The sequence below is a fragment of the Microbacterium sp. zg-Y1090 genome (assembly GCF_030246945.1).
GTDB classification, from domain to species: Bacteria; Actinomycetota; Actinomycetes; order Actinomycetales; family Microbacteriaceae; genus Microbacterium; species Microbacterium wangruii.
In genome coordinates this window covers 334,620-358,141 of the sequence record NZ_CP126742.1, presented here as the reverse complement: position 1 = coordinate 358,141, position 23,522 = coordinate 334,620, and the positions used below count along the sequence as shown (strand labels likewise).

At 71.8% G+C, this 23,522-nt stretch carries 25 protein-coding genes; 12 read left to right on the top strand and 13 right to left on the bottom strand.

The features are described 5' to 3' along the window. Positions 1–143: 143 nt before the first annotated feature. The 4 genes from QNO26_RS01635 to QNO26_RS01620 form a co-directional block, all read right to left on the bottom strand. Positions 144–968 carry an MBL fold metallo-hydrolase gene (locus QNO26_RS01635; protein ID WP_257638703.1) on the bottom strand — a complete coding sequence of 275 codons (825 nt, stop codon included), beginning with the start codon at positions 966–968 and terminating at the stop codon, positions 144–146. A 13-nt stretch (positions 969–981) separates the two neighbouring features. Further along, positions 982–2,607 carry a cytochrome b/b6 domain-containing protein gene (locus tag QNO26_RS01630; protein WP_374679398.1) on the bottom strand — a complete coding sequence of 542 codons (1,626 nt, stop codon included), beginning with the start codon at positions 2,605–2,607 and terminating at the stop codon, positions 982–984. 326 nt (positions 2,608–2,933) lie between these two features. Continuing rightward, positions 2,934–3,926, bottom strand: coding sequence for an electron transfer flavoprotein subunit alpha/FixB family protein (locus QNO26_RS01625; RefSeq protein ID WP_257533134.1), 993 nt, complete (start codon positions 3,924–3,926; stop codon positions 2,934–2,936). A gap of 14 nt (positions 3,927–3,940) precedes the next feature. Then, positions 3,941–4,717, bottom strand: a complete 777-nt coding sequence (locus tag QNO26_RS01620; RefSeq protein WP_257533133.1) for an electron transfer flavoprotein subunit beta/FixA family protein — start codon at positions 4,715–4,717, stop codon at positions 3,941–3,943. 158 nt (positions 4,718–4,875) lie between these two features. Here QNO26_RS01620 and coaE point away from each other — a divergent pair, with 158 nt between their 5' ends. Beyond that, a complete protein-coding gene (gene coaE, locus QNO26_RS01615; protein WP_257638705.1) occupies positions 4,876–5,532 on the top strand; it encodes a dephospho-CoA kinase in 657 nt (218 codons plus the stop codon). 32 nt (positions 5,533–5,564) lie between these two features. Here the strand turns inward: coaE and QNO26_RS01610 are convergent, their stop codons facing one another. The 3 genes from QNO26_RS01610 to QNO26_RS01600 are packed head-to-tail and all read right to left on the bottom strand — an operon-like array spanning position 5,565 to position 8,166. Further along, positions 5,565–6,488: an NAD-dependent epimerase/dehydratase family protein gene (locus QNO26_RS01610; protein WP_257533131.1), complete on the bottom strand. Its 924-nt coding sequence runs from the start codon at positions 6,486–6,488 to the stop codon at positions 5,565–5,567. After that, positions 6,485–7,267 carry a MaoC/PaaZ C-terminal domain-containing protein gene (locus QNO26_RS01605; RefSeq protein ID WP_257533130.1) on the bottom strand — a complete coding sequence of 261 codons (783 nt, stop codon included), beginning with the start codon at positions 7,265–7,267 and terminating at the stop codon, positions 6,485–6,487. The genes QNO26_RS01610 and QNO26_RS01605 overlap by 4 nt, the downstream gene beginning before the upstream one ends. Next, entirely contained in the window at positions 7,264–8,166 is a 903-nt protein-coding gene (locus QNO26_RS01600) for an SDR family oxidoreductase (RefSeq protein ID WP_257533129.1), read from the bottom strand. The genes QNO26_RS01605 and QNO26_RS01600 overlap by 4 nt, the downstream gene beginning before the upstream one ends. Before the next feature lie 127 nt (positions 8,167–8,293). On the opposite strand from QNO26_RS01600, the gene QNO26_RS01595 reads away from it, so the two are divergent. Genes QNO26_RS01595 through QNO26_RS01580 form a run of 4 tightly spaced genes read left to right on the top strand, consistent with a single transcriptional unit; the run spans position 8,294 to position 11,731 of the window. After that, positions 8,294–9,052 carry an enoyl-CoA hydratase family protein gene (locus QNO26_RS01595; protein WP_257638706.1) on the top strand — a complete coding sequence of 253 codons (759 nt, stop codon included), beginning with the start codon at positions 8,294–8,296 and terminating at the stop codon, positions 9,050–9,052. Beyond that, on the top strand, positions 9,049–9,912 hold the full coding sequence (locus tag QNO26_RS01590) for a CoA transferase subunit A (protein WP_257638707.1): 864 nt from the start codon (positions 9,049–9,051) through the stop codon (positions 9,910–9,912). Before QNO26_RS01595 ends, QNO26_RS01590 begins: the two co-directional genes overlap by 4 nt. Then, positions 9,909–10,661 (top strand): CoA-transferase subunit beta, encoded by a 753-nt coding sequence (locus QNO26_RS01585; RefSeq protein ID WP_257533126.1) that lies wholly within the window; start codon positions 9,909–9,911, stop codon positions 10,659–10,661. Before QNO26_RS01590 ends, QNO26_RS01585 begins: the two co-directional genes overlap by 4 nt. Next, positions 10,658–11,731: an NAD(P)H-dependent flavin oxidoreductase gene (locus tag QNO26_RS01580; RefSeq protein WP_257533125.1), complete on the top strand. Its 1,074-nt coding sequence runs from the start codon at positions 10,658–10,660 to the stop codon at positions 11,729–11,731. The genes QNO26_RS01585 and QNO26_RS01580 overlap by 4 nt, the downstream gene beginning before the upstream one ends. Positions 11,732–11,743: 12 nt before the next feature. Here QNO26_RS01580 and QNO26_RS01575 read toward each other — a convergent pair whose 3' ends face one another. From QNO26_RS01575 to QNO26_RS01565, 3 genes are read right to left on the bottom strand one after another with little or no spacing between them, the layout of a single operon-like run. After that, a complete protein-coding gene (locus QNO26_RS01575) occupies positions 11,744–12,895 on the bottom strand; it encodes an acetyl-CoA C-acetyltransferase (RefSeq protein ID WP_257533124.1) in 1,152 nt (383 codons plus the stop codon). An 18-nt stretch (positions 12,896–12,913) separates the two neighbouring features. Beyond that, positions 12,914–13,705 carry an SDR family oxidoreductase gene (locus tag QNO26_RS01570; protein ID WP_257533123.1) on the bottom strand — a complete coding sequence of 264 codons (792 nt, stop codon included), beginning with the start codon at positions 13,703–13,705 and terminating at the stop codon, positions 12,914–12,916. Next, positions 13,702–14,868 (bottom strand): acyl-CoA dehydrogenase family protein, encoded by a 1,167-nt coding sequence (locus QNO26_RS01565; protein ID WP_257638708.1) that lies wholly within the window; start codon positions 14,866–14,868, stop codon positions 13,702–13,704. Before QNO26_RS01565 ends, QNO26_RS01570 begins: the two co-directional genes overlap by 4 nt. A gap of 103 nt (positions 14,869–14,971) precedes the next feature. Between QNO26_RS01565 and QNO26_RS01560 the strand changes: the two genes are divergently transcribed. From QNO26_RS01560 to QNO26_RS01545, 4 genes are read left to right on the top strand one after another with little or no spacing between them, the layout of a single operon-like run. Continuing rightward, on the top strand, positions 14,972–15,826 hold the full coding sequence (locus tag QNO26_RS01560) for an enoyl-CoA hydratase (protein WP_257533121.1): 855 nt from the start codon (positions 14,972–14,974) through the stop codon (positions 15,824–15,826). Further along, on the top strand, positions 15,823–16,992 hold the full coding sequence (locus tag QNO26_RS01555; RefSeq protein WP_257533120.1) for an acyl-CoA dehydrogenase family protein: 1,170 nt from the start codon (positions 15,823–15,825) through the stop codon (positions 16,990–16,992). The genes QNO26_RS01560 and QNO26_RS01555 overlap by 4 nt, the downstream gene beginning before the upstream one ends. Beyond that, positions 16,992–17,960, top strand: a complete 969-nt coding sequence (locus QNO26_RS01550) for an acyl-CoA dehydrogenase family protein (RefSeq protein ID WP_257533119.1) — start codon at positions 16,992–16,994, stop codon at positions 17,958–17,960. Before QNO26_RS01555 ends, QNO26_RS01550 begins: the two co-directional genes overlap by 1 nt. Before the next feature lie 13 nt (positions 17,961–17,973). Continuing rightward, positions 17,974–19,083 carry an acyl-CoA dehydrogenase family protein gene (locus QNO26_RS01545; protein WP_257533118.1) on the top strand — a complete coding sequence of 370 codons (1,110 nt, stop codon included), beginning with the start codon at positions 17,974–17,976 and terminating at the stop codon, positions 19,081–19,083. On the opposite strand, the gene QNO26_RS01540 is transcribed toward QNO26_RS01545, so the two are convergent. Next, a complete protein-coding gene (locus tag QNO26_RS01540; protein ID WP_257533116.1) occupies positions 19,069–19,683 on the bottom strand; it encodes a gamma carbonic anhydrase family protein in 615 nt (204 codons plus the stop codon). The genes QNO26_RS01545 and QNO26_RS01540 overlap by 15 nt on opposite strands. Beyond that, entirely contained in the window at positions 19,683–20,426 is a 744-nt protein-coding gene (locus QNO26_RS01535; RefSeq protein WP_257533114.1) for an SDR family NAD(P)-dependent oxidoreductase, read from the bottom strand. The genes QNO26_RS01540 and QNO26_RS01535 overlap by 1 nt, the downstream gene beginning before the upstream one ends. 47 nt (positions 20,427–20,473) lie before the next feature. Between QNO26_RS01535 and QNO26_RS01530 the strand changes: the two genes are divergently transcribed. Next, positions 20,474–20,911, top strand: a complete 438-nt coding sequence (locus tag QNO26_RS01530; protein ID WP_257533112.1) for a VOC family protein — start codon at positions 20,474–20,476, stop codon at positions 20,909–20,911. On the opposite strand, the gene QNO26_RS01525 is transcribed toward QNO26_RS01530, so the two are convergent. Next, positions 20,905–21,792 (bottom strand): aldo/keto reductase, encoded by an 888-nt coding sequence (locus tag QNO26_RS01525; protein WP_257638709.1) that lies wholly within the window; start codon positions 21,790–21,792, stop codon positions 20,905–20,907. The two genes, QNO26_RS01530 and QNO26_RS01525, sit on opposite strands and share 7 nt — an antisense overlap. A 100-nt stretch (positions 21,793–21,892) precedes the next feature. Here QNO26_RS01525 and QNO26_RS01520 point away from each other — a divergent pair, with 100 nt between their 5' ends. Both QNO26_RS01520 and QNO26_RS01515 read left to right on the top strand, forming a co-directional pair. Beyond that, the gene (locus QNO26_RS01520; RefSeq protein ID WP_257533108.1) at positions 21,893–22,762 is read left to right on the top strand and encodes a CoA transferase subunit A; all 870 of its coding nucleotides are present in this window, start codon (positions 21,893–21,895) and stop codon (positions 22,760–22,762) included. Then, positions 22,759–23,511 (top strand): CoA-transferase subunit beta, encoded by a 753-nt coding sequence (locus QNO26_RS01515; RefSeq protein WP_257533106.1) that lies wholly within the window; start codon positions 22,759–22,761, stop codon positions 23,509–23,511. The genes QNO26_RS01520 and QNO26_RS01515 overlap by 4 nt, the downstream gene beginning before the upstream one ends. Positions 23,512–23,522 lie beyond the last annotated feature (11 nt).

Sequence of the window (23,522 nt, the reverse complement as noted above, 5' to 3'; positions counted from 1 at the left end):
CGGTGGAGCGCGACGGATGCCGTCGGCGACGGGGCCGGTGCCGTGGCCGGTGCCGTGGCGGGGGCGGGGGCGGGGGCGGAGGCCCGGTACCGGGGGCAGGTGCGAGCGTGCCGCTCCGGCGGGCGCGCGCGTACCGCTGCGAGTCAGCGGGCGTCGGCGAGGTACGCGAGCTGCGCGCGCACGGAGGCTTCGGCGGCGAACCGCACCGCAGGGTCGACGTCGGCGTACACGGCGTCGGCGACGGCCGCGACGAGGTCGGCATTCGTCGCCAGCTCGCGCCCGAGGCGCGAGAGGACGTGCCTCACCTCGGCCAGGCGGCCACGGCGGTGCTCCGCGTACGCGTCACACACGGCCACGAGGTCGTCGAGCATAGGGCCGTGCGCGGGCAGCACCGGTATCGGGCCGAAGCCGCGCAGCCTGTCGAGGCTGGCCAGGTAGGCGCGCAGCGAGCCGTCGGGTGCGGCGATGATCGTCGTCCCCCGCCCCAGGATGGTGTCACCGGTGAGCATGACGCCGGTGGGGGATGCCGCGTCCGCGTTCGCAGCGGCATCCGCTGCCGGCGCCGCATCGCCGGGCAGATGGAACGAGACGGAATCGGCGGTGTGCCCCGGCGTGGCCACGACGTCGATGACCACGCCCGCCGCCTCGATGCGCTCGCCGTCGCTGAGCGGCGGCGCGTCGATGCACAGCGCCGGGTCGAGCGCCCGCACGGGCGCACCGGTGAGCCGGGCGAGGCGCGGGGCCGCCTCGACGTGGTCGATGTGGTGGTGCGTGAGGAGGATCAGCGCGACCTCGCCCGCCGCCGTCACGGCGCCGAGGTGGCCGGCGTCATCGGGGCCGGGATCCACCACGACGACCGTGCGACTCTGCGGTGCAGCGACCACGAGCGTGTTGGTGCCGTCGAGCGTCATCGGTCCCGCGTTGGGAGCGAGGATCCGGGTGACGTTCCTGGTCCAGCGCTCGGTCACGGCATCCGCCCCGCTATCGTCCGCTGACCGTGCCGAACAGGCGCGCGACCGGCGCGACCACGAGGGGCCGCGCGGCGATCCACGCCCCCGCTGTGACGACGATCGACGCGATGAACAGCCAGAAGCCCGTCCAGTTGTCGGCGTAGGCGTTCGGGTCGACCGAGCCCTGCGCGGCATACATGTGGTTGAGGTTGCGCAGCGCGCCCGTGGACATCACCAGCGCGACGTGCACGGCGATGAACGCGACGAAGTAGATCATCACCGGGAAGTGCAGCGTGCGCGCCCACTCGACCGGGTAGGCCTTGTTCAGCGCCGTGGCGTTCTTCGGCCAGAGCGCGCCCATGCGCCACCCGGTGAGGGCGGCGAGCGGGGCCGCGATGAACACCGTCGCGAAGTAGGCCAGCTGCTGGATCGAGTTGTAGTTGACCCAGCCGTTCTCGGTGGGCCAGTCCAGCGATATGTACTGCAGCACCGCCGACAGCGCGTTGGGGAAGACTTCCCAGCTGGTGGGGACGATGCGCATCCACTGACCGGAAACGAACAGCAGCACCACGAAGATCACACCGTTGGCCAGCCACAGCACGTCGAGGGCCTGGTGCAGCCAGATGGTGAGGCTGGTCTTGCCCTTCTTGTCGCCGCGCGGGGTCCAGAACACCGTCGGGCGCTTCTCGGTGCGCACCTGCAGGCCGGTGCGGATGATCAGCACCATCAGGAAGGCGTTGAAGAAGTGCTGCCAGCCGAGCCATGCCGGGAAGCCGACGGGCGCGGTGTCGGGCAGGTGGTACTCGCCGGGGTAGGTGACGAGGAAGTCCTGCATGAAGTCCAGGCTCAGGAACCACCGCACGAAGAACACCGCCAGCGCGGCGGCGACGAGCAGCCCGCCACCGCCGACGATCACGACACCCGCCCACTGGCCGCGGGTGAACGGGCCGATGCGGCGCGGCTCGGGCTTCGGCGCCGGGCGGACGGTGGCCGCGACGCCGGGCCACACCGTGCGGGGCACGGTGAGCGGCGGGCGCGGCCCGGCCGCGACGGCGGTGGATGCCGCGGCGGCGGGGGTGGCCGTGGCCACCGGGGCGGCGGCGGATGCCGCGGCCGGGGCTGCGGCCGGTGCGCTGGGCGCGGCCGGGGCTGCGGCCGGTGCGCTGGGCGCGGCCGGGGCTGCGGGGGTGGCCGCTGCCGGCGCGACGGCGGGTTCGACCGGGGTGGGCTCGGCCGGGGCCGGCTCGTTCAGGGCGGTTTCGGCCGGGGTCGCCGGCTCGGCGGCCGCGGCGGCGCCGGTCGCTCGGGGGTGCGCGAATCCGGCGGGCGGCCAGGGCTCGCCCCCGACGACGCGCGGCAGCCCGCGACGCAGCGCGACGGCGTCGCCGTCTCCGGTGGCGGCAGCGGCCTGCGCGGCTGCGGTGGCCGCTGGGCCCGCGGTCGCGGTCGCGGTCGCGGTGCGGGGCTGCTCGAGTGTCGCTTCCGCACGGTCCGCGGCATCCGCACCCACCGTTTGCGACACCGGAGCCGCGCCGGCGGGCGCGGGCGCGCGGGTCGCGGGCGCGGGTGCGGCGCCGGCGGGTGCGGCGCCGGCGGGCGGCCAGGGCTCACCCCCCGGTACGCGCGGGAGTCCACGGCGCAGCGAATGCGTGGCCATGGACTGCTCGAGTGTCGCTTCCGCACGGTCCGCGGCATCCGCACCCACCGTTTGCGACACCGGAGCCGCGCCGGCGGGCGCGGGTTCGGCGGGCGCGGGCTCGGCGGCGTCCGGAGCGGGGGCAGCGGGGGCCGCGGCGGCAGCGGGAGCGGGCGCCGCAGCGGCGGGAGCAGGAGCGGCAGCAGCGGGGGCACCAGGAGCGCCCGCCCCAGCCTCCGGGGCTGCGGCCGCGAGCGCCGCGGGAACCTCGCCGGCCGGCGGCCACGGCTCGCCACCGGTCACACGGGGAAGTCCCCGGCGCAGCGTCCGCCCGTACGTCGCCATACCTACTTGGCCTTGTTCGCCTCGAGCGCCGCGATCAGCTGCGGCACGACCTGGAACAGGTCGCCCACCACGCCGAAGTCGGCGATCTCGAAGATCGGGGCGTCGCCGTCCTTGTTGATCGCGACGATCGTCTTCGCCGTCTGCATGCCCGCCTTGTGCTGGATCGCGCCGGAGATGCCCAGAGCGACATACAACTGCGGCGACACGGAGACTCCGGTCTGACCGACCTGGTAGGAGTACGGCACGTAGCCGGCATCCACCGCGGCACGCGACGCGCCGATGGCAGCGCCGAGCACGTCGGCGAGCTGCTCGACGAGAGCGAACTTCTCCTGCGAGCCGAGACCGCGGCCGCCGGAGACGACCTTGCCGGCGCCGCGCAGTTCGGGACGGGTCGACGTCACAGCCGCTTCCTCGAAGGACTCGATCGTCGCGGCGGGGGCTCCGGATGCCGTGACCTCGAGAGCCGTGACGGCGGGTGAGCCCACAGCCTCGGCGCGGGCGTCGACGGCGCCCTGGCGAACCGTGACGACGTACGCACCGAATGTCGGCGCCGACGTGACGTTGTACGCGCCGCCGTAGACGGAGTGCTGAGCCAGCACGCCCTCGTCGTCGCGGGAGACGCCCACCGCGTCGACCGACAGCGCACGCCGCGTGCGGGCGGCGAAGCGACCCGCGATATCGCGACCCTCGATGGAGTTGGAGATGAGCACCGCATCGGGCTGCACGAGGTCGGCGGCCGCGGTGAGGGCGTCGACGAGCGGCACGGTCAGCGCGGTGTCGGCGCCGCCGAGGTCGGCCACGAGCACCGCCTGCGCGCCCAGGGCGCCGGCGGCAGCGGCGAGCTCGTCGTGGCGCTCGGCGCCCGCGACGATCAGTGCGACGGGGGTCCCCACCGACGCGGCCGCTCCGAGCAGGCCGGCCGCCGACTTGGCGAGCTCACCGCTCGGCAGCACGTCGAGGTGGACGAGGATCGAATCTGCAGCGAAGTCACTCATGGTGCCGATACCCCTCACGCCAGCCGGTTCTCGATGAGGAACGCGGCGAGCTTCTCGCCCGCATCGCCCTCGTCGGTGATCTTCACACCCGCCGAACGCGGCGGTTTCTCGCTGACCGCGGTCATGATCGAGCGGGCGACGGTGTCGACACCGGCATCCACGTCGAGGTCGGCGAGGGAAATCGTCTCGAACGGCTTCTTCTTCGCCGCCATGATGCCCTTGAAGTTCGGGAACCGCGCGTCAGGCAGCGCCTCCGTCACGGAGATGACGGCGGGAAGCTGCGCCGTCACGCGTGCACTGCCGGCATCGGTGATGCGGGTGCCGGAGACGGATCCCTCGGAGATCTCGACCGAGCCCAGCGCTGTGGCGTGCGGCACGTTCAGGTGCTCGGCGATCATCGCGCCGATGACACCGCCGGAGCCGTCGGTGGACTGGTTGCCCGTGATGACCAGGTCGAACCCGGTGCGCTTCACCGCAGCTGCCAGCACTTCGGCGGTCAGACCCAGGTCGGCACCGGCGAGGGCCTCGTCGACGACCTGCACGGCGGATGCCGCACCCATCGCGAGTCCCTTGCGGATCGTGGCCGCAGACGCCTCCGGCGCCATCGACAGCACGACCACCTCGGTACCCGGGTTCTTGTCGGCGTAGCTCAGCGCGACCTCGAGCGAACGCTCGCCGATCTCGTCCAGCACCCGCTCACTCGCGTCACGGTCCGCCAAGCCCGTTTCGAGACTCAGCTTGCGGTCACCGTAGGTGTCTGGCACCTCTTTGACCAGCACGACAATCTTCATCGACTCTCCTCACGCCTGCCCTCGCAGTCTAGGCGTGCGGCGCACTATGTACCCAATCAGCCCGATGAGCGCGGGCTTCGCGCCCATCGACGGCTTCTGTGTATGCATAAGCGCCACTTCGGCGGCGAAGCGGGCATGCACCGTCCTACAGTCTGTGCATGCACATCCCCCACCCACGCGCGGATGACGCGGCGGTGCTCGTCGGGCTCACCGGTGGGATCGCGGCCGGAAAGAGCACCATCGCGCGCGCCCTCGCAGAGCGTGGCGCGCGGATCATCGACGCAGACGCGATCGCGCGCTGGATCGTCGATCCCGACCTTCCGGAGGGACGCACGCTGCTGGAGGACATCGCCGCGCTGCTCGGCCGGACATCCCTCACCGCTGAGGGCGCCCTGGACCGGGACCGGGTGGCGTCGATCGTCTTCGGAGACGACGATCTCCGGCGCAGGTACAACGCGATCGTGCACCCGGCACTTCGCCGGGAGATAGGCCGGACCATCGATCGCGAGCGCCGCCGGGGCCCCGGCGTCGTCGTTCACGAATACCCGTTGCTGACGCGCCACAGCCCGCCCGTGCCTTGGACCTACGACGTGATCGTCACCGTCGAAGCCGACGCGGACCTGCGCATCCGCCGACTGCAAGACAGTCGCGGACTGTCCGCCGCCGACGCGCGTCGCAGAGTCGCCGCGCAGGGGGACGAGGCGGACCGCGTCGCGATCGCCGACATCGTCATCCGCACCGACAGCGGCAGCGGCGACACCCCCGGCACCAGCGACACCGTGGCGGAGCTCTGGCGTCTTCTGACGAACGGGTAGCCGCGGCCCCGCGGTGACCGGCTCAGCGAGACTCAGCGGCTCCGGTCCACGGCCGCGACGATCTCGCTCAGCTCGCGCTCGACATCGTCGCGTGCGTAGCCCAGCAGCCGCACCTCCGCCTCGTCCGGCTCATAGCGGATCACTGCCCCTCGCCCCTGGACGATGAACCGATCCGGCTGGTACGGATGGTCCTCGTCGCGCTCCTCGACGACCCGCGTGCTGCCTGCGACGTCCGCCAGCAGCTGGAAGTACTCGCGGTAGGTGAAGTTCCGGTCGCCTACGAGGTACGCGCGCCCCGACTCTCCCGCGGCCAGCGCGCCCAGCACAGCCTGCGACAGCGACCGCACCGACATGTAGTTCGTGCCGCCGGTGGGCGCCCACAGTTCCGGCTCCTCGATCTCGCCGCGGACCCAGGAGACCAGGCGAGCGAATCGGCGCAGCGCCCGGGCATCGGAGACACCCACGATGGATGGCGGGTTCAGCGTGATGGCCGCGAATCCGGCATCGCTCAGCGCGCGGCTGCGGTCGTCGGCGTTCCTACGTGCCGCGACGTAGGGCAGACGATGCGCCCACTCCGGATGCAGGTGATGGTAATAGCTTCCGATCTGCACGAACCGGCCCACGCCTGCCTCCTTGGCCAGGGCCGCGAAGCGCGGCACGCCGACGCTCTGCACCCTGTCCCAGAACTCCGGGTCCTCGTCCTCGGCCCGCACGTGGCGAATGTCGTTCCCTGCGGCGAAGACGATCGCGTCGAACCCCTCGAGGTCGCGAGGCGACAGGCTCGGAGAGCTGTAGTCCGCCACCAGCCGCGGCATCCCCACCACCGCAGGCGGGTCGGTCTCGCTCGCGGGGCGGCGGGACTGCGCCGTCACGTGCGCGCCGGCGGCGGCCAGGTCGGCGGCGATACGGCTGCCGATCATGCCGGTCGCGCCCACGACGAGGATGCGGCCGGTCACGCGAAGTCCGCCCGCGCGTCGGTCAGCACCGCGCGACCGTCGTGGTCCAGCTGGAACCGGCCGTCGTCCCACAGGCGCACGTCGAGCACGTCCCCGGGAACGACCGCTCCGCTGAACCGTCCCTCGAGCCGCACCAGGTCGGCAGGGTGGGCGTCGCGCAGCCGAGCGACCTCGAGTGTCGCGGCAGCGAGGGTGCACAGTCCCTGCAGGATCGGCTTCGGCTGGCCGATGCGGGCGGATGCCGCAGGGTCGATGTGGATGTGGTGCTTGTCCCCCGTCAGCCGGTACAACGCGGCCTGAGCCGGGAACGTGCGCAGCAGGCTCCGCCGCGGTTCCCCGGCGGCATCGGCCGCGGCCCGTGAAGGCCCGCGCTCGCCACCGAAGCCCCCGAACCCGGGCGCGAACAGGGCCCAGGTCGCCGTGAACTCCGCGCATTCCACGATCACCTCGAAGACGGCGGCGCTGCCCTTGTCCCACACCTCGCCGACCCGCGCCGCCAGCCGCAGCTCGCCGGCGGCCGGAAGGGGACGGTGCACCACCAGCGTCTGCGTCCCGTGCAGGGCACGATCGTCGAATGCCCCGGCATCCGCCAGCACGTCGGGCGCCCACTGCGCCAGGGTCAGTCCGAACGTGGGGAGAACCCGCAGCCGGTCCTCGAATACCAGGTCGAGGTCGTCCGCGGAGGCGCCGACGGCGAGCGCGTAGAGGATCGCGTCGTCCGCGTCGTAGCCCACGGTGCGGGTGCCCAGCTCCCGCCCCGCCCACTCAGCGGCGCTCATGCGCCGTACACCGGCTCTGGCGCAGCGGCCTCGGCCACCATCGCCCGCACGGCGTCGCCGACCTCGGCGGCACGCCAGCGTCGGTCGACGTCGCGAACCGGCCCGTGGCGCCAGCCTTCCTCGAGGCAGATGCGTCCGCCCTCGATCTCGAGCACACGGCCCGTGATGGAGCAATCGGCGCTGGCCAGCCACGCCACCACGGGCGAGACGTTCGCGGGATCCATGCGGTCGAAGCCGTCCTCCGGCGCGGCCATCTCCGCCGCGAAGACTCCCTCGGTCATGCGCGTGCGCGCGGACGGCGCGATGGCGTTGACCGACACCCCGTACCGGGCGAGCTCCTGTGCCGCGACGAGCGTGAGCGAGGCGATTCCGCCCTTCGCCGCCGAGTACGCGGCCTGTCCGACGCTCCCCTGCAGCCCGGCGCCGGAGGAGGTGTTGATGACGCGCGCGGACGGCATCCGCCCGTCCTTCGCCTCTGCGCGCCAGTACGCGCTCGCGTGCCGAAGCGGGGCGAAGTGACCCTTGAGGTGCACGCGGATGACGGCATCCCACTCGTCCTCCTCCGCGTTCACGATCATGCGATCGCGGACGAATCCGGCGTTGTTGACGAGGATGTCGAGCCGGCCGAACTCGGCGATCGCCTGCGCCACGAGCTCGCCCGCCTGGGCGTAGTCCGCGATGTCGGACCCGTTCGCGATGGCGACGCCGCCCTCCGAGCGGATGACGTCGACGACGTCCTGGGCGGGACCGGTGGAGACGCCGTCGCCGTCGAGCGACGTTCCGAGGTCGTTGACCACGACCCGCGCTCCCTGCCGTGCCAGCTCCAGCGCGTGCTCGCGCCCGAGCCCGCGCCCGGCGCCCGTGACGATGGCGACCCGGCCCTCGAGTATTCCGGTCATTCGACTCTCCTTTGAGACAGCACAATGCAGACACCACCATACCAACCAAGCAATTGCTAGGTAAACTCTTCACAGACAACCAAGCAAGTGTTAGGGTGCAGAGCAAACGTTAGGTTAGGTGGCGACGATGTCCCTGAGTTCCGAGGTGCGGCCCGACGGCGTGCGCGTCATCACGATGTCCTACCCTCCGGTGAACGCCCTGCCGGTGCAAGGCTGGTTCGACGTGGCCGCGGCGATGCGCGAGGCATCCGCCGACGATGCCACGCGAGCCGTGGTCCTGAGGGCGGAAGGGCGCGGCTTCAACGCCGGCGTGGACATCAAGGAGATGCAGCGCATCGAGGGGTTCTCCGGGATCCTCGGCGCCAACCGCGGATGCTATGAGGCGTTCAAGGCCATTTACGAGTGCGCCGCGCCGGTCGTCTCCGCCGTCAACGGCTTCTGCCTCGGAGGCGGAGTGGGCCTGGTGGGCAACAGCGATGTCATCATCGCCGCCGACGACGCCTACTTCGGCGTGCCCGAGGTCGACCGCGGCGCCCTCGGCGCCGCCACGCACCTCTCCCGCCTCGTGCCCCACCACATGCTGCGGTCCATGTACTACACCAGCCGCACCGTCACGGCGCAGCGACTGGCGGAATTCGGCTCGGTCACCGCGGTGGTCCCGGCCGCCGAGCTGACCGACGCCGCCGTCGCGTTCGCCGCCGAGATCGCGGCGAAGGACCCGCGCGTCATCCGAGCGGCGAAGGAGGCGCTCAACGGCATCGACCCGATCGACGTCAACCGCAGCTACCGCCACGAGCAGGGGTACACGTTCGAGCTCAACCTGGCGGGCGTCGCCGACGCGCACCGCGACGAGTTCGTCGCATCGGGGGGATCGCCGACCGCATGAGCGCGCTCGCCCGCGCCGCCGAGGTCGCCGCTCACATCGACGACGGCGCCACCATCGGCATCGGCGGCTGGGGCTCCCGACGCAAGCCCCTCGGCCTGGTGCGGGCGGTGGTGCGCTCCGGCGCCCGCGACCTCACGGTGGTCAGCTTCGGCGGCCCGGACGTGGGCATGCTGTGCGCGACGGGACAGGTGTCGACGGTGGTGCACGGCTTCGTCAGCCTCGACTCGATCGGCATCGATCCGCATTTCGCTGCCGCCCGCGAGGCGGGGCGCATCCGCACCGTGGAGCTCGACGAGGCGATGCTCGTCGCCGGGCTCCGCGCCGCGGCGCGTCGCCTGCCGTTCGAGGTGACCCGGGCGGGCGCAGGGTCGGATGCCGTGACGCGCAACCGCGGGATCCGCACCGTCGTCTCCCCGTACGCCGACGGCGAGGAGCTGGTGGCGATGCCCGCGATCACGCTCGACGTGGCACTGCTGCACCTGGACCGCGCCGACACGGCGGGCAACGCGGTGTGCACCGGACCGGACCTCTTCTTCGACGACCTGTTCGCCGGCGCGGCGGCGAAGACGATCGTGAGCGCGGAGCGCATCGTGCCCACGGCGGACCTGCTGTGGGACGCCCCTCCGACCACGGCCATGCTCAACCGCACCCTCACGGACGTCGTCGTCGAGCTGCCCGGCGGTGCCGGGTTCACCGCCCATCCCCCGCATGCGCCCCGCGACGAGCGCCTGCAGCGCGCGTATGCGGACGCCGCAGCCTCCCCTGAACACTGGCGGGCGTTCCGGGAGCGCTTCATCGACGTCGACGACGACGCCTACCGGCTCGCGGTGAGCGCCTTCCACCGGGAGGAAGCGCGGTGACCGCGCCGACGACCCGGGCCGAGGTGGCCGCGACGGCCTGCAGCGACCTCTTCCGAAACAGCGGCACGATCCTGGCCAGCCCCATCGGCGTGATCCCGTCGATCGGGGCGCGGCTGGCGCGCCTCACGCACGCTCCCGACCTGCTGCTCAGCGACGGTGAGGCCGGGCTCTACGCCGACACGCCCGCCGTGGACGAGCCCTTCCGGGAGCTGGAGTGCCTCTTCCCGTACCGGGAGCTGTTCGAGCTCATCGCGCGAGGACGCCGCCACGTCGTCATGGGCGCGGCGCAGCTCGATCGCCACGGCAATCAGAACCTCTCGGCGATCGGCGACCGCGACCGCCCGACTCGTCAGCTGCTGGGCGCGCGCGCCGCAGCGACGAACACCGTGAACCACGCCACGAGCTACTGGGTGGCGCGGCACAGCACGCGGGTCTTCGTCGAGCAGGTCGACGTCGTCACCGGGGTCGGGCCCGCGCGCGCGGCGGCGACCGGGGCGTCCCGCCACCAGGACCTGCGCCGCGTGGTCACGAACCTCGCCGTCCTCGACCTGTCGGGCGCCGGCGGCACGATGGCGCTCGTCAGCACCCACCCGGGCGTGACCGTCGACGAGGTCGTCGCGGCGACCGGATTCGCGCTTCACCTGCCCGCCGACATCCCCGACACCCGTCTTCCCACCCGCGAAGAGCGCGACCTGATCCGCACCCGGATCGACCCCCGCGGCCTTCGATACCGAGAGGTACCCGCATGACGACCACCCCGATGATCTCCACGGCGCTCACCGAACTGACGGGGGTCGATCACCCGATCGTCCAGACGGGAATGGGCTGGGTCGCCGGCGCACGCCTGGTGTCGGCATCCGCCGAGGCCGGCGCGCTCGGCATCCTGGCGTCGGCCACCATGACCGCGCAGGAGCTGGAGGCCCAGATCATCGAGGTCAAGGAGCGCACCTCCCGGCCTTTCGGTGTGAATCTGCGCGCCGACGCCGGCGACGCCGCCGAGCGCGTGGAGCTGCTCATCCGCCACCAGGTGAAGGTCGCGAGCTTCGCGCTGGCGCCCAGGCGGGAGCTGATCGACCGGCTCAAGGACAACGGCATCGTCGTCATCCCCTCGATCGGGGCCGTGCGCCACGCCGAGAAGGTGGCCTCCTGGGGTGCCGATGCGGTGATGGTCCAGGGCGGCGAAGGCGGCGGCCACACCGGCGCCGTGCCGACGTCGATCCTGCTCCCCTCGGTGGTGTCGGCCGTGGACATCCCGGTGATCGCCGCCGGCGGGTTCCACGACGGCCGCGGACTCGCGGCAGCGCTCGCGTACGGCGCGGTGGGCGTGGGCATGGGCACGCGCTTCCTGCTCACCAGCGACAGCTCCGTCCCCGATGCCATCAAGCAGCGCTATCTCGGCTTCGGGCTCGACGGCACGGTGGTGACCACGAAGGCCGACGGGATGCCGCATCGCCTCCTGCGCACGGAGTACATCGAGCAGCTCGAGAGCCGTGGAGCTGTGGGTCGGCTGCTGCCGACTCTGAAGCGCTCGCTCGCGTTCAAGCGCATGTCGGGACTCACCTGGCGCGCGCTGATCGGTGACGGACTGGCGATGCGCAAGGCGGGCGAGCGCAGCTGGACCCAGATGGCCCAGGCCGCCAACACCCCCATGCTGCTCAAGGCCGGCCTCGTGGACGGCGACACCCGCGCCGGCATGCTCGCCGCCGGCCAGGTCGTGGGGCTCATCGACGACCTGCCCAGCTGCGAGGAGCTGGTGGACCGCATCGTGCGCGACGCGGTCCACCACCTGCGCGCGGCCGCGGCTCGCGTCATCGCGTGAGCCGCGGCGGCGTCAGAGCCGCTCGATGATGGTGACGTTCGCGACGCCGCCGCCCTCGCACATCGTCTGCAGTCCGTAGCGGCCTCCGGTGCGCTCCAGCTCGTGCAGCATCGTCGTCATCAGGCGCGTCCCGGTCGCTCCGATGGGGTGACCCAGGGCGATCCCACCCCCGTTGACGTTCACCCGCTCGCGCTCGACGCCGGTCTCCTGCATCCACGCCAGCACGACCGACGCGAACGCCTCGTTCACCTCGAACAGGTCGATGTCGTCGACGGTCATCCCCGCCTTGTCCAGGGCGTGGGCGGTGGCCGGGATGGGAGCGGTGAGCATCCACGCCGGATCCGCGCCGCGCACCGAAAGATGATGCACGCGGGCACGCGGGGTCAGCCCGTGCGCCTGCACCGCCCGCTCCGAGGCAACCAGCACCGCGCTGGAGGCATCGGAAAGCTGCGAGGCGACGGCGGCGGTGATCCGCCCTCCCTCCACCAGCACGGGCAGGCCGGCCATCCGCTCCAGCGACGTGTCGCGGCGCGGGCCTTCGTCAGCGGCGAGGCCCGCGATCGGCGCGATCTCCCGGGCGAACCGTCCCTCGTCGGCTGCGGCGGCGGCACGTCGGTGACTCTCCAGCGCGAACTGCTCCATCTGCTCACGGCCGATGCCCCAGCGCGCGGCGATCATCTCGGCCGCGCGGAACTGGGAGATCTCCTGATCGCCGTAGCGCGCCAGCCACCCGGGCGACTCGGCGAAGGGCGTGGTGAACCCGTACTCCGCCCCCGCGACCATCGCGGCCGAGATCGGGATGGCGGACATGTTCTGCACGCCGCCCGCGATCACGAGGTCGTTGGTGCCGCTCATCACGGCCTGCGCCGCGAAGTGCACCGCCTGCTGGCTCGACCCGCACTGCCGGTCGATCGTGACGCCGGGGACGTGCTCCGGGAACCCGGCGACGAGCCACGCCGTGCGCGCGATGTTGCCCGCCTGCGAGCCGAGGGTGTCAGTGCAGCCGAGGATGACGTCGTCGACGGCCCCCGGGTCGATGCCCGCACGTTCCACGAGCGCACGCAGCGAGTGCGCGGCGAGATCGGCGGAGTGGATGCCGGCGAGGGAGCCGCCGCGCTTCCCGACGGGAGTGCGGACGGCCTCGACGATGTAGGCGGTTGTCATCTCAGATCTCCTCGGGGCTCACGCGTGCTGGCTGCTGACGGAGACGACTTCGCCCGTCATGTAGGACGAATAGCCGCTGGCGAGGAAGACGATGACGTTCGCGACCTCCCACGGCTCGGCAGCCCGCCCGAACGCCTCCCGCGCCTTCAGCTGCTCGAGCAGCTCGGGCGAGGTGACCTTCTCGAGGAACGGATGCATCGCGAGGCTCGGTGACACGGCGTTGACGCGGATGCCGTGCGCGGCGAGATCCATCGCGGCGCTGCGCGTGAGCGCCATCACACCCGCCTTCGCCGCGGCGTAGTGCGCCTGATCGCGCTGGGCCCGCCAGCCGATGACGGAGGCGTTGTTGACGATCACCCCGCCGCCGCCGGCCGCGACCATGCGGCGACCGGCCGCCCGCACGCAGCGGAAGGTGCCCGTGAGCGTCACCGCGAGTACCGTGTCCCACTGCTCGTCGGTCATCTCCAGGATCGAGGCCGAACCGCCCAGCCCGGCGTTGTTGATCATCGCGTCGATGGGCCCGCCGTCCTCGCCGAGGTCGAGCAGGGCGGCGACGTCGTCCTCCTTCGTCACGTCGCAGACGCGCGTGCGCACCCGGTTCTCACCGAAACGCGCACCCAGCTCCTCCTGCGCCTGTGCGAGCCGGCCCGCGTGCGTGTCGCCGAGGACGACCAGCTCCGCCCCCTCCTCGAGGCAGCGCACGACCGTGGCCGAGCCGATTCCGGCGCCGGCCGCCGCCGTGACGACGATCCGCTTGCCCGCGAGGAGCTCGTGACCGGGGACGTAGGGAGGGGGTGCGCTCGCGCTCATGGACGTGCCTCTCGGGGTAGGCCGAGCACGCGCTCGGCGATGATGTTGCGCTGGATCTCGTCGGAGCCGCCGTAGAGCGTGTCCGCGCGGCTGAAGAGGTAGAGGGTCTGCAGGTCGGTCAACCCGTAGCCGTCGCCGACTGTGAGGCCCTCCGGCCCCGACACGGCCATCGCCAGTTCACCCAGCGAGCGGTGCCATTGCGACCACAGCAGCTTCGCCACCGACGCCTGGTGGCCCTGCTCTCCGCCGAGCGTGCGCAGTGCGTGCTGGCGGATCACCTCCAGCTCCATGTGCGCTTTCGCCAGGCGGTCCCGTAGCACAGGGTCTTCGGCCGCGCCCGTGCGGCGGGCGGTCGCGATGACGGCATCGAGCTCGCGGCGGAAGGCGATCTGCTGGGCGAGGGTGGACACGCCGCGCTCGAAGCCCAGCGTCGCCATGGCGACGCGGAACCCGTCGCCCTCCGCGCCGACGACCATGTCGGCATCCGTGCGGGCGTCGTCGAAGAAGACCTCGTTGAACTCGCTCGTCCCGGTCAGCTGCACGATGGGGCGCACTTCGACGCCCGGCTGGTCCATCGGCACGAGCAGGTAGGACAGGCCGGCATGGCGGACGGACCCCGGCACGGTGCGCGCGATCACGAAGCACCACTGCGCTTGCTGCGCGAGGGACGTCCACACCTTCTGGCCGTTGACGACCCACTCGTCCCCCTCGCGCAGGGCCTTCGTCGCGACGTTCGCGAGGTCCGATCCCGCCCCGGGCTCCGAGTACCCCTGGCACCAGAGTTCCTCGACGGCGAGGATCTTCGGCAGGAATCGCGCCCGCTGCTCCGGGGTGCCGTGTGCGATGAGCGTGGGGCCGAGCAGCTCCTCGCCGAGGTGGTTCACGCGGGCCGGCGCGTCGGCCCTGGCGTACTCCTCATGGAAGATGACCTGCTGAGCCAGGCTCAGCCCACGGCCGCCGAACTCCTCCGGCCACGCGACGCATGTCCAGCCGGCGTCCGCCATATGGCGGTTCCAGTCCCGGCGCGCCTCGAACTCCTCATGCTCTTTTCCGGAGCCGCCTTTGCCGCGCAGGTGGGCGAAGCGCCCGACGAGGTTGAGCTCGAGCCACCGACGGATCTCCGCACGGAAATCCTCGTCGGCTACGGTCTGAGTCGCGCCCATCTGTCCTCCTCGTCGAGATCGTGGTCACCGAGATCCGGTTCACGTATAGTATCGCCTAAACCAAGCGATTGTTTGGTTGATTGCGAGTTCAGAGAGGAACGCCATGACCAGCGATCCCACCGCCGAGGTGGTCACCTATGAGCTGCACGGGTCCACGGCGATCATCCGGCTGAACCGGCCCCGGTACCGCAACGCGCAGAACTCGAAGGTCACCTACGCGCTGGACGCCGCGTTCGTGCGCGCCGTGGACGATCCCGCTGTGGCGGTCATCGTACTGGGCGGGCACGGCGACCACTTCTGCGCGGGCCACGACATCGGCACGCCCGAGCGCGACATCGACGAGAGCTTCGCACGCAAAGCCGTCATCTGGTGGGATCACGTCGGAGCCCCCGGCGTGGACGGACGCCTCGCCCGTGAGTCCGAGGTCTACCTCGGCATGTGCCGGCGATGGCGCGAGATCCCCAAACCGGTCATCGCGATGGTGCAGGGCGCGTGCATCGCCGGCGGGCTCATGCTCGCGTGGTCCTGCGACTTCATCGTCGCCGCGGACGACGCCTTCTTCCAGGACCCGGTCGTGACGATGGGGATCCCCGGCGTCGAGTACTTCGCGCACCCCTGGGTGACGAATCCGCGCGCCGCGAAGGAGATGCTCTTCACGGGAGACCGCGTCCCCGCGGCCCGTGCCCGCGAGCTGGGAATGGTCAACCACGTCGTGCCGCGCGCCGAGCTCGAGGAGCGCACCCTCGAGCTCGCAGAGCGCATCTCGCGCATGCCGCGCCTGGGTCTCGCCCTGGCGAAGAAGGCCGTGAATCAGGCCGAGGACCTGCAGGGCATGCGGGCGGGCATGGATTCGGTGTTCGGCCTGCATCACGCCGCACACGCGCACAACGCGGAGGTCGGCGGCGACTCGCTCGGCGGCGTCGGCGTGAAGGCGATCCGAGACGAGGCCAAGGCGTGAACCTCGATCTGACACCGCAGCAGCAGCAGTTCGCCGCAGAGGTGCGGCAGTGGCTGGAGGAGAACGTTCCGGCCACACCCCTGCCCTCCATGGACACCGAGGCCGGGTTCGCCGCGCACCGGGAATGGGAGGCGACGCTCGCCGACGGCCGCTGGTCGGTCGTCTCCTGGCCCGAACAGTACGGCGGGCGGGATGCGGACCTGGTGGAGTGGGTGCTCTTCGAGGAGGAGTACTACCGCGCCGGCGCACCCACCAGGGTGGCTCAGAACGGCATCTCCCTGCTGGCGCCCATCCTCTTCCAGCACGGCACCCCGCAGCAGCAGGAGCGGTACCTGCGCTCGATGACGGACGGATCGCTCATCTGGGCACAGGCCTGGTCCGAGCCGGGCGCGGGGAGCGATCTGGCGGCCATCCGCAGCACCGCCCGTCGCGACGACGCCCGCGGCGGATGGGTGCTCAACGGGCAGAAGATCTGGAGCTCGCGCGCCGTGTGGGCGGACCGCGGCTTCGGCCTGTTCCGCTCCGATCCCGAGGCGCAGCGCCACCGAGGGCTCACCTATTACCTCTTCCCCCTCGATGCCGAGGGCATCACAGTGCGGCCGATCGCCCAGCTGGATGGGACGACGGGATTCGCCGAGATCTTCTTCGATGACGTCTTCGTACCCGATGAGGACGTCCTCGGGGCGCCCGGCGATGGCTGGCGCGTCGCGATGAGCACCGCCGGCAACGAGCGCGGGCTGTCCCTGCGCGCTCCCGGCCGGTTCCTCGCGGCTGCCCAGCGCCTGCTCGACCTGCACGACGCCCGGCCCGATGTCCGGGAGGTCGACGCGGTCGTGGATGCCTGGATCGGCGCGGAGGCCTACCGGCTGTTCACCTGGCAGACCGTCAGCGCCGTGCAGCAAGGCCACGAGGTCGGCGCGGAGGGCAGCATCAACAAGGTGTTCTGGTCCGAGCTGGACCTGCAGATCCACGAGTCGGCCCTGCGGCTGCTCGGCGCCGACGCCGAACTGCGCGGCGCAGGCGCCGTGGACGACGGCCGCTGGGCGGAGGACTACCTCTTCTCCCTCGCCGGCCCCATCTACGCGGGCACCAACGAGGTGCAGCGCAACATCATCGCCGAGCGCATCCTGGGACTCCCGCGCGGCGCGGACGGAAGGCGAGCCTGATGCGGTTCCTGCCCACAGACGAGCAAGTCGCCTTCGGCGAGGCGATCGATGAGATCGTCACCGACCACGGCGGCGCCGACATCGCCCAGCAGTGGGCGGCCGGCGACAGCGCCGCCGGCCTGAGCCTCTGGCGCACGTTCGCGGAGATGGGACTCACCGGCCTGCGCGTCAGCGAGGCGGACGGCGGGTTCGGGGGGTCGCTCGGCGATCTCGTCGTCGTCTTCGAGCGGTTGGGGTACCACGGAGCCCCCGGCCCGTACCTGGAGTCGGTCTCCCTGCTTCCCGCCCTCGTCGACCCCGAGACGCGGCGGGACCTCGCCGGCGGCGCCATCGGCACCGCGAGCGTGGCGGGCATCGCCCCGGCGGCGCTCGACGCCGACGTCGCGACGCACCTGTTCGCCCTCGATGGCGACACGATCCGTCGCGCGACGATCGCGCGGAGCGTCGACTCGCTCGCCCCCACGCGCCGGCTGTCCCTCCTCGCTCCCGAGGGTGAGACGCGCGACCTCCCGGCCGGGATGCGACACCGCGCACTCAACGAGGCGAGCCTGGCCGCGGCCGCGCTCCTCCTCGGCAGCGGCGAGCGCCTGCTGCGCGAAGCGGTCGCCTACGCGGGGCTGCGCGAGCAGTTCGGCCGCCCCATAGGCGAGTTCCAGGCACTCAAGCATCAGCTGGCGGACGTGCGCGTCGCCTTGACCTTCGCACGCCCGCTGCTGTGGAACGCCGCGCTGGAGGCAGCGGACGGCGACGGCGACCGCGCGGTCTCGGCCGCGAAGGTGGCCGCGTCCGACGCCGCACGCCTCGCCGCCCGCATCGCGCTGCAGGTGCACGGCGCGATCGGCTACACCGCGGAGCACCATCTGCGGATCTGGCTGGGCCTCGCGCCCGCCCTCGCCGGCGTCTGGGGGACCCCCGCGGCCCACCGGGCCCGCATCGCCCGCACCCTCCTCTCCTCCGACACGATCTGATCCGGGAGCCACCGTGGCACTTCACCTCAGCGACGAGCAGCAGGAGCTCATCAGCCTCCTGCAGGACGTGCTTGCCCAGCGCGCGGACAGCGCCGCGACACGACGGGTCCTCGACAGCGGCCACGGCTTCGACGAGGAACTCTGGACGCTGCTGTGCGGCGAGATCGGGGTCGCCTCGTTGGCCATCCCCGAGCAGTACGGCGGCGCCGGGTACACCGTCGAGGAGACGCAGCTCGTGCTGGAGGAGCTGGGCTACTCCCTCGCACCCTCGCCGTTCCTCGGCTCGGTGAGCATCTGCGCCCAGGCGATCCTGCTCAGCGGCGACGAGGATGCCGCGGCGAGACTCCTGCCGGCGATCGCCGACGGGACGACCATCGCGGCGCTCGGCTGGGCCGATGCCGTCGGCCGGTGGAACCCGTCGAGTGCGTCGGTCGACGCCACGCCCGGCGATACCTGGCGGCTGAACGGTGACGTTCCGCTGGTGCTCGAGGGGGAGACAGCAGGCATCCTCGTCGTCATCGCCCGCACGCCCGAGGGGCCGCGGCTGTTCGAGGTGCTCGATGCCGCCGCCGTGCCACGCACCGCCACGCCCGCGATGGACCTGACCCTGCGCGTCGCGACGCTGCATCTGCGCGACGCCGCCGCCCGCCCGCTCGGGCACGGCGGCTCGTCGGTGCTCGACGAGCTGCACGCGGTCGCTCTCACCGCGGTGGCGGCGGTGCAGGCCGGAACCGCGCGCCGCGCGCTGGATATGACGGTGGAGTACGCGAAGCAGCGCGTGCAGTTCGGCCGCCCGATCGGCTCGTTCCAGGCCATCAAGCACCGCCTGGCCGACATGCATGTGCGGGCAGAGACGGCACGCACCGCGGCCCGCGCGGCCGCGCGAGCGCTCGCCGACGGCGACGGGCAGCGGCATGAGCTCGCCGCGACAGCCAAGGCGACGTGCTCGGACGCGCTCGAGCTGATCGCGTCCGAGACGGTGCAGCTGCACGGCGGCATCGCCATCACCTGGGAGCACGACGCGCACCTGGTGTTCAAGCGCTCGCACGCTCTCGGTCAGCTGTTCGGCACCGCGCAGGAGCAGCGCGCCCGCCTGGCCGACGCGCTGCTAGCGGTGTCCTGAGCGAGCGATGTGCAGCGGGTGCGCGGCATCCGCGCTCCACTGGACGCGGGTCCGGTCGGGCTCGACCTGCGCGAGCGGGTCGGCCCGATGGAGCGTCAGCCGGCTGCGCCGAGCGAGCTCCTGATACAGCCGCACGCCGTTGCGCTTCCATTCCACCGCGTCGTCGTCCAGGCCGCCCGTCACCTTGGCCGGGCACCCCAGCGCCATGCTGCGGGCGGGGATCACCTGCCCGGCCGTGACGACCGCTCCGGCCCCCACCAGGGCGTTCTCGCCGACCACCGCACCGTCCAGGACCACGGCGCCGATGCCGATGAGCGCGTAGGACCCGATCCGGCAACCGTGCAGCGTCGCGCCGTGGCCGACGTGGCTGTTGGGCTCGAGGACGGCGTCCACGCCGGGGAACGCGTGGAGCACGCAGCCATCCTGCACGTTCGAGCCATCGCCGATCACGATGCGCCCGAAATCCCCGCGCGCGCTCGCGAACGGACCCACGTAGCATCCCGGCCCGACGATGACGTCGCCGATGAGGCTCGCCGTCTCGTGGACGAAGGCCGTGGGATCCACGACCGGCACGACGCCGTCGAACGCATAGACGGGCATCAGGCCACCTGGCCGCCGTCGATGATGAAGTCCTGCCCCGTGCAGTAGCTGCTGGCATCGCCCGCGAGGAAGGCCACCAGCCGCGAGACCTCCTCCGGCCGCCCCGCCCGAGGGATGGGGATGCGCGAGATGAAGCCCCTGCCTTCACGGGTGTCCTCCGAGATCATCGGAGTGTCCACCGCCCCGGGGCAGATCGTGTTGACGCGGATGCCGTGGGGTGCCAGCTCGCGCGCCGCCGAGCGGGACACTCCGCGCAGCCCCCACTTCGAGGCCGAGTAGGCCACCCGGTTCTCATAGCCGGCGACGCCTGCCGTCGAGGAGATGTTGATGATCGACCCCCCGGTGGCCTTCATCAGCGGTAGCACCGCCCGGATGCCGAGCATGGGACCGATCAGGTTGACGTCCAGCGTGAGCCGGATCGTGCGCTCGTCCGCCTCCTCCAGCGGTCCGACCGGGCAGAAGCCCGCATTGTTGACCAGGACATCGATGCGCCCGAAGCGCTCAGCGGCCGCTTCGACCACGGCGCTCCAATCGCCGTGCGACGTGACGTCGTGCCGCAGCCCGACGGCGTCGTCGCCGAACTCCGCTGCGGCCTCGCGGACGGCGTCGGGGTCGAGGTCGGTGAGCACCAGCCGCGCTCCGACCTCGTGCAGGAGACGGGCGTGCGACCTGCCCTGTCCGCCGGCGGCCCCGGTGATGACGACGACCTTGCCGCTGAGATCGATGATCTGCGTTGCGCTCATGAATGCTCCTCTGTTTGACTGCCTAACAAGCACTTGTTTGGAGTGAGATGACACGTCTGCATCACGTGGGGATCACCGTCAGCGACGCCGGCCGGGCGGCCGCGTTCTATGCGGCCGCGACCGAGGGCACCGTGATCGGCCCGCTCGTCAAGAGCGGTCCGGCCGTCGAGGCCGCGGTCGGCCATCCCGGGGTCGAGGTGGTGCTCACGTTCGTGGAGGGCCAGGACGGGGTCTTCATCGAGCTGGCGGAGTATCGCCACGCCCCCGCCCGCGCCATCGACCCCGACACCGCACATGTGGCTGCCGCGCACCCGGCGATCGTCGTCGACGACCTGGAAGCCGCGCTGGCGCGCGTCGCCGTCCTCGGCTACTCGCCACTCTCCGCGACGATGACGGCGACCCAGGGTCCGATGGAGGGCTACCGCTACGTGTACGTGCTCGGACCCGATAGCGTGCGCGTCGAGCTGCTGCAAGAACCTCACTGAACCGCACCGCCCAGCACGCGCATCTCGTCGTCGTCGAGCACGACGCCGGCGGCGGCGGCCGAATCGACGATGCTCTCCGGACGGCTCGCGCCGGGAATGGGGATGATCACCGGAGACAGCCGCAGCAGCCATGCCAGCGCGATGCGCTGCGGGGACACGGCGCGGGCGCGTGCCACCGCGGCGATGGCGCGCGCCCGATCGCCGAGAGCCTTGGCTTCGCGCATGCCGCCCAGCGGCCCCCAGGCCAGCAGCGTCAGCCCGTGCGCCTCGCACTGGCGCAGCACATCCGCCGCCGGCGGCGCGAGCGGCGACAGTTCGTTCTGCACGCTGACCAGAGCCGGCCCGACGATCTCGATGGCCTCCGACAGCTGCGCGGAGTCGACATTGGACACCCCGACGCGCTGCGCGATCCCGTCGTCGACGAGCGCTCGCAGCGCCCCCATCGAATCCGCAAAGGGCACCCTCGGGTCCGGCCGGTGGTGCTGATACAGCGGCAGGGCGTCCAGACCGAGCCGACGCAGCGATGCGCGGGCGGCTCGGGCGAGGTGCGCGGGGCTCCCGTCGATCCACCATGTGGCATTCGGCCCGCGGGTGTGGCCGCCTTTGGTGGCCACCACGACGCGGCTGAGGTCACCCGGATGCGTTCGCAGCGCGGCGATGAGCGCGCGCTCGTTGACCCCCATCTCCTCGGTGGGGCCGTACGAGTCGGCCGTGTCGAACAGCGTCACTCCGGCGTCGAGTGCGGCGTGCACGGCGCGCACGCCTCGCGCCGTGTCCGCATCGGGCACCTGCGTCAGCGTCATCGCCCCCATGCCGATCGCGGACACCTGAAGATCACCCAGAGGCCGCAGGGCAAGCTCCGCAGGGATCGGTTCACCCACAGCTGTCCTCCTCGACGATGGGCCTTTCCGACATGCTACTGTGATTCCCAAACAAGCGCTAGGTTTACAGCGCTTCGCAGCGTCGCGAAAGGAAAGCCGGATGTCGGACAAACGGTCGAGTATCGAGGAGGCCGTCGCCTCGCTGGAGAGCGGGATGACGATCGGCATCGGCGGATGGGGGTCACGGCGCAAGCCGATGGCGCTCGTGCGCGAGATGCTCCGCCGCGACGACCTCACCGACCTCACCGTCGTCGCATTCGGCGGCCCCGACGTCGGTCTGCTCGCGGCCGCCGGTCGGATCCGACGCCTCGTCTACGGCTTCGTCTCCCTCGACAGCATCCCGCTCGATCCGCTGTTCACCCGCGCCCGCGAGCAGGGACTGCTGGAGATCGAGGAGTACGACGAGGGCATGTTCGTCACGGGCCTGCGCGCGGCGGCGGCGCGGCTGGACTTCCTCCCCATCCGCGCGGGCCTCGGCTCCGACGTGCTGCCGGCGAACCCGCACCTGCGCACCGTGCGCTCGCCCTACTCCGACGCGGAGTACGTGGCCATGCCCGCCCTCCCCCTCGACGTCGCGCTCGTGCACATGAACCGGGCAGACCAGAGCGGCAACGCGCAGTTCCTGGGCCCGGACCCCTACTTCGACGACCTGTTCGCGATGGCGGCGCAGCGCACGATCGTGTCGGCCGAGCAGGTGGTGCCCACGGAGGACCTGCTGTCAGAGGGCTCATTCCACACGCTGCTGTTCAGCCGCATGTACGTCTCGACCGTGGTCGAGGCCCCCCGTGGCGCGCACTTCACCACCTGCGAACCCGATTACGGGCGCGATGAGGCCTTCCAGCGCCACTATGCGACCAGCGCCAAGGACCCGGATGCCTGGCAGCTCTTCGATCGCACCTTCCTCCAGACCGACGAGGCGGGATACCACCGCGCCGTCGCCCAGTTCCATGCTCCCGAAGGAGACGCATGACCACCGACGCCACCCTCGCCGAGATCTGCATCGCGGCGTGCGCAGACACCTACCTCGACTCCGGCGAGATCCTCGCCCACGCCGTCGGCGTGATCCCGACCCTCGGCGCTCGACTGGCGAAGCTGACCAGCGCACCGGACATCGTGCTCACCGATGGCGAGGCCTTCCTGCTGAGCGGACCACCGACTCCCGGCCTGGCTGACGCCTCGGCACCGGCGGTCGAGGGCTGGGCTCCGTTCCGGCGCATCTTCGACATCCTCGCCACCGGGCGCCGCCAGTCCATGATGGGCGCCAGCCAGCTCGACGCGTTCGGCAATCAGAACATCTCGCTCATCGGGGACTGGGATCGGCCCACCCGCCAGCTCATCGGCGTGCGGGGCGCACCGGGGAACACGGCGAACCACCGCGTGGATTACTGGATCTCCCGGCACAGCGCGCGCATCTTCGTGGAGTCCGTCGACATGGTCTCGGGCGTCGGCAACGACCGTGCCCGTCAGGCATCCCTGCAGTTCCACCACCTCGGCGTGATCGTCACCAATCTCGCCGTGTTCGACTACGACACCGCGGGCCGCGTGAAGGTGCGCTCGATCCACCCCGGCGTCGACCCGCAGAGCGTGGTGGATGCCACCGGCTTCGCCATCGACGTCGCTGGCTCACCCGAGACGCGCCGCCCGGACGCGGAGGAGCTGCGGCTCATCCGCGACGTGCTCGACCCCCGGGGCAGCCGCTCCCGCGAAGTCGCGGACTGACGCGGCGCGCG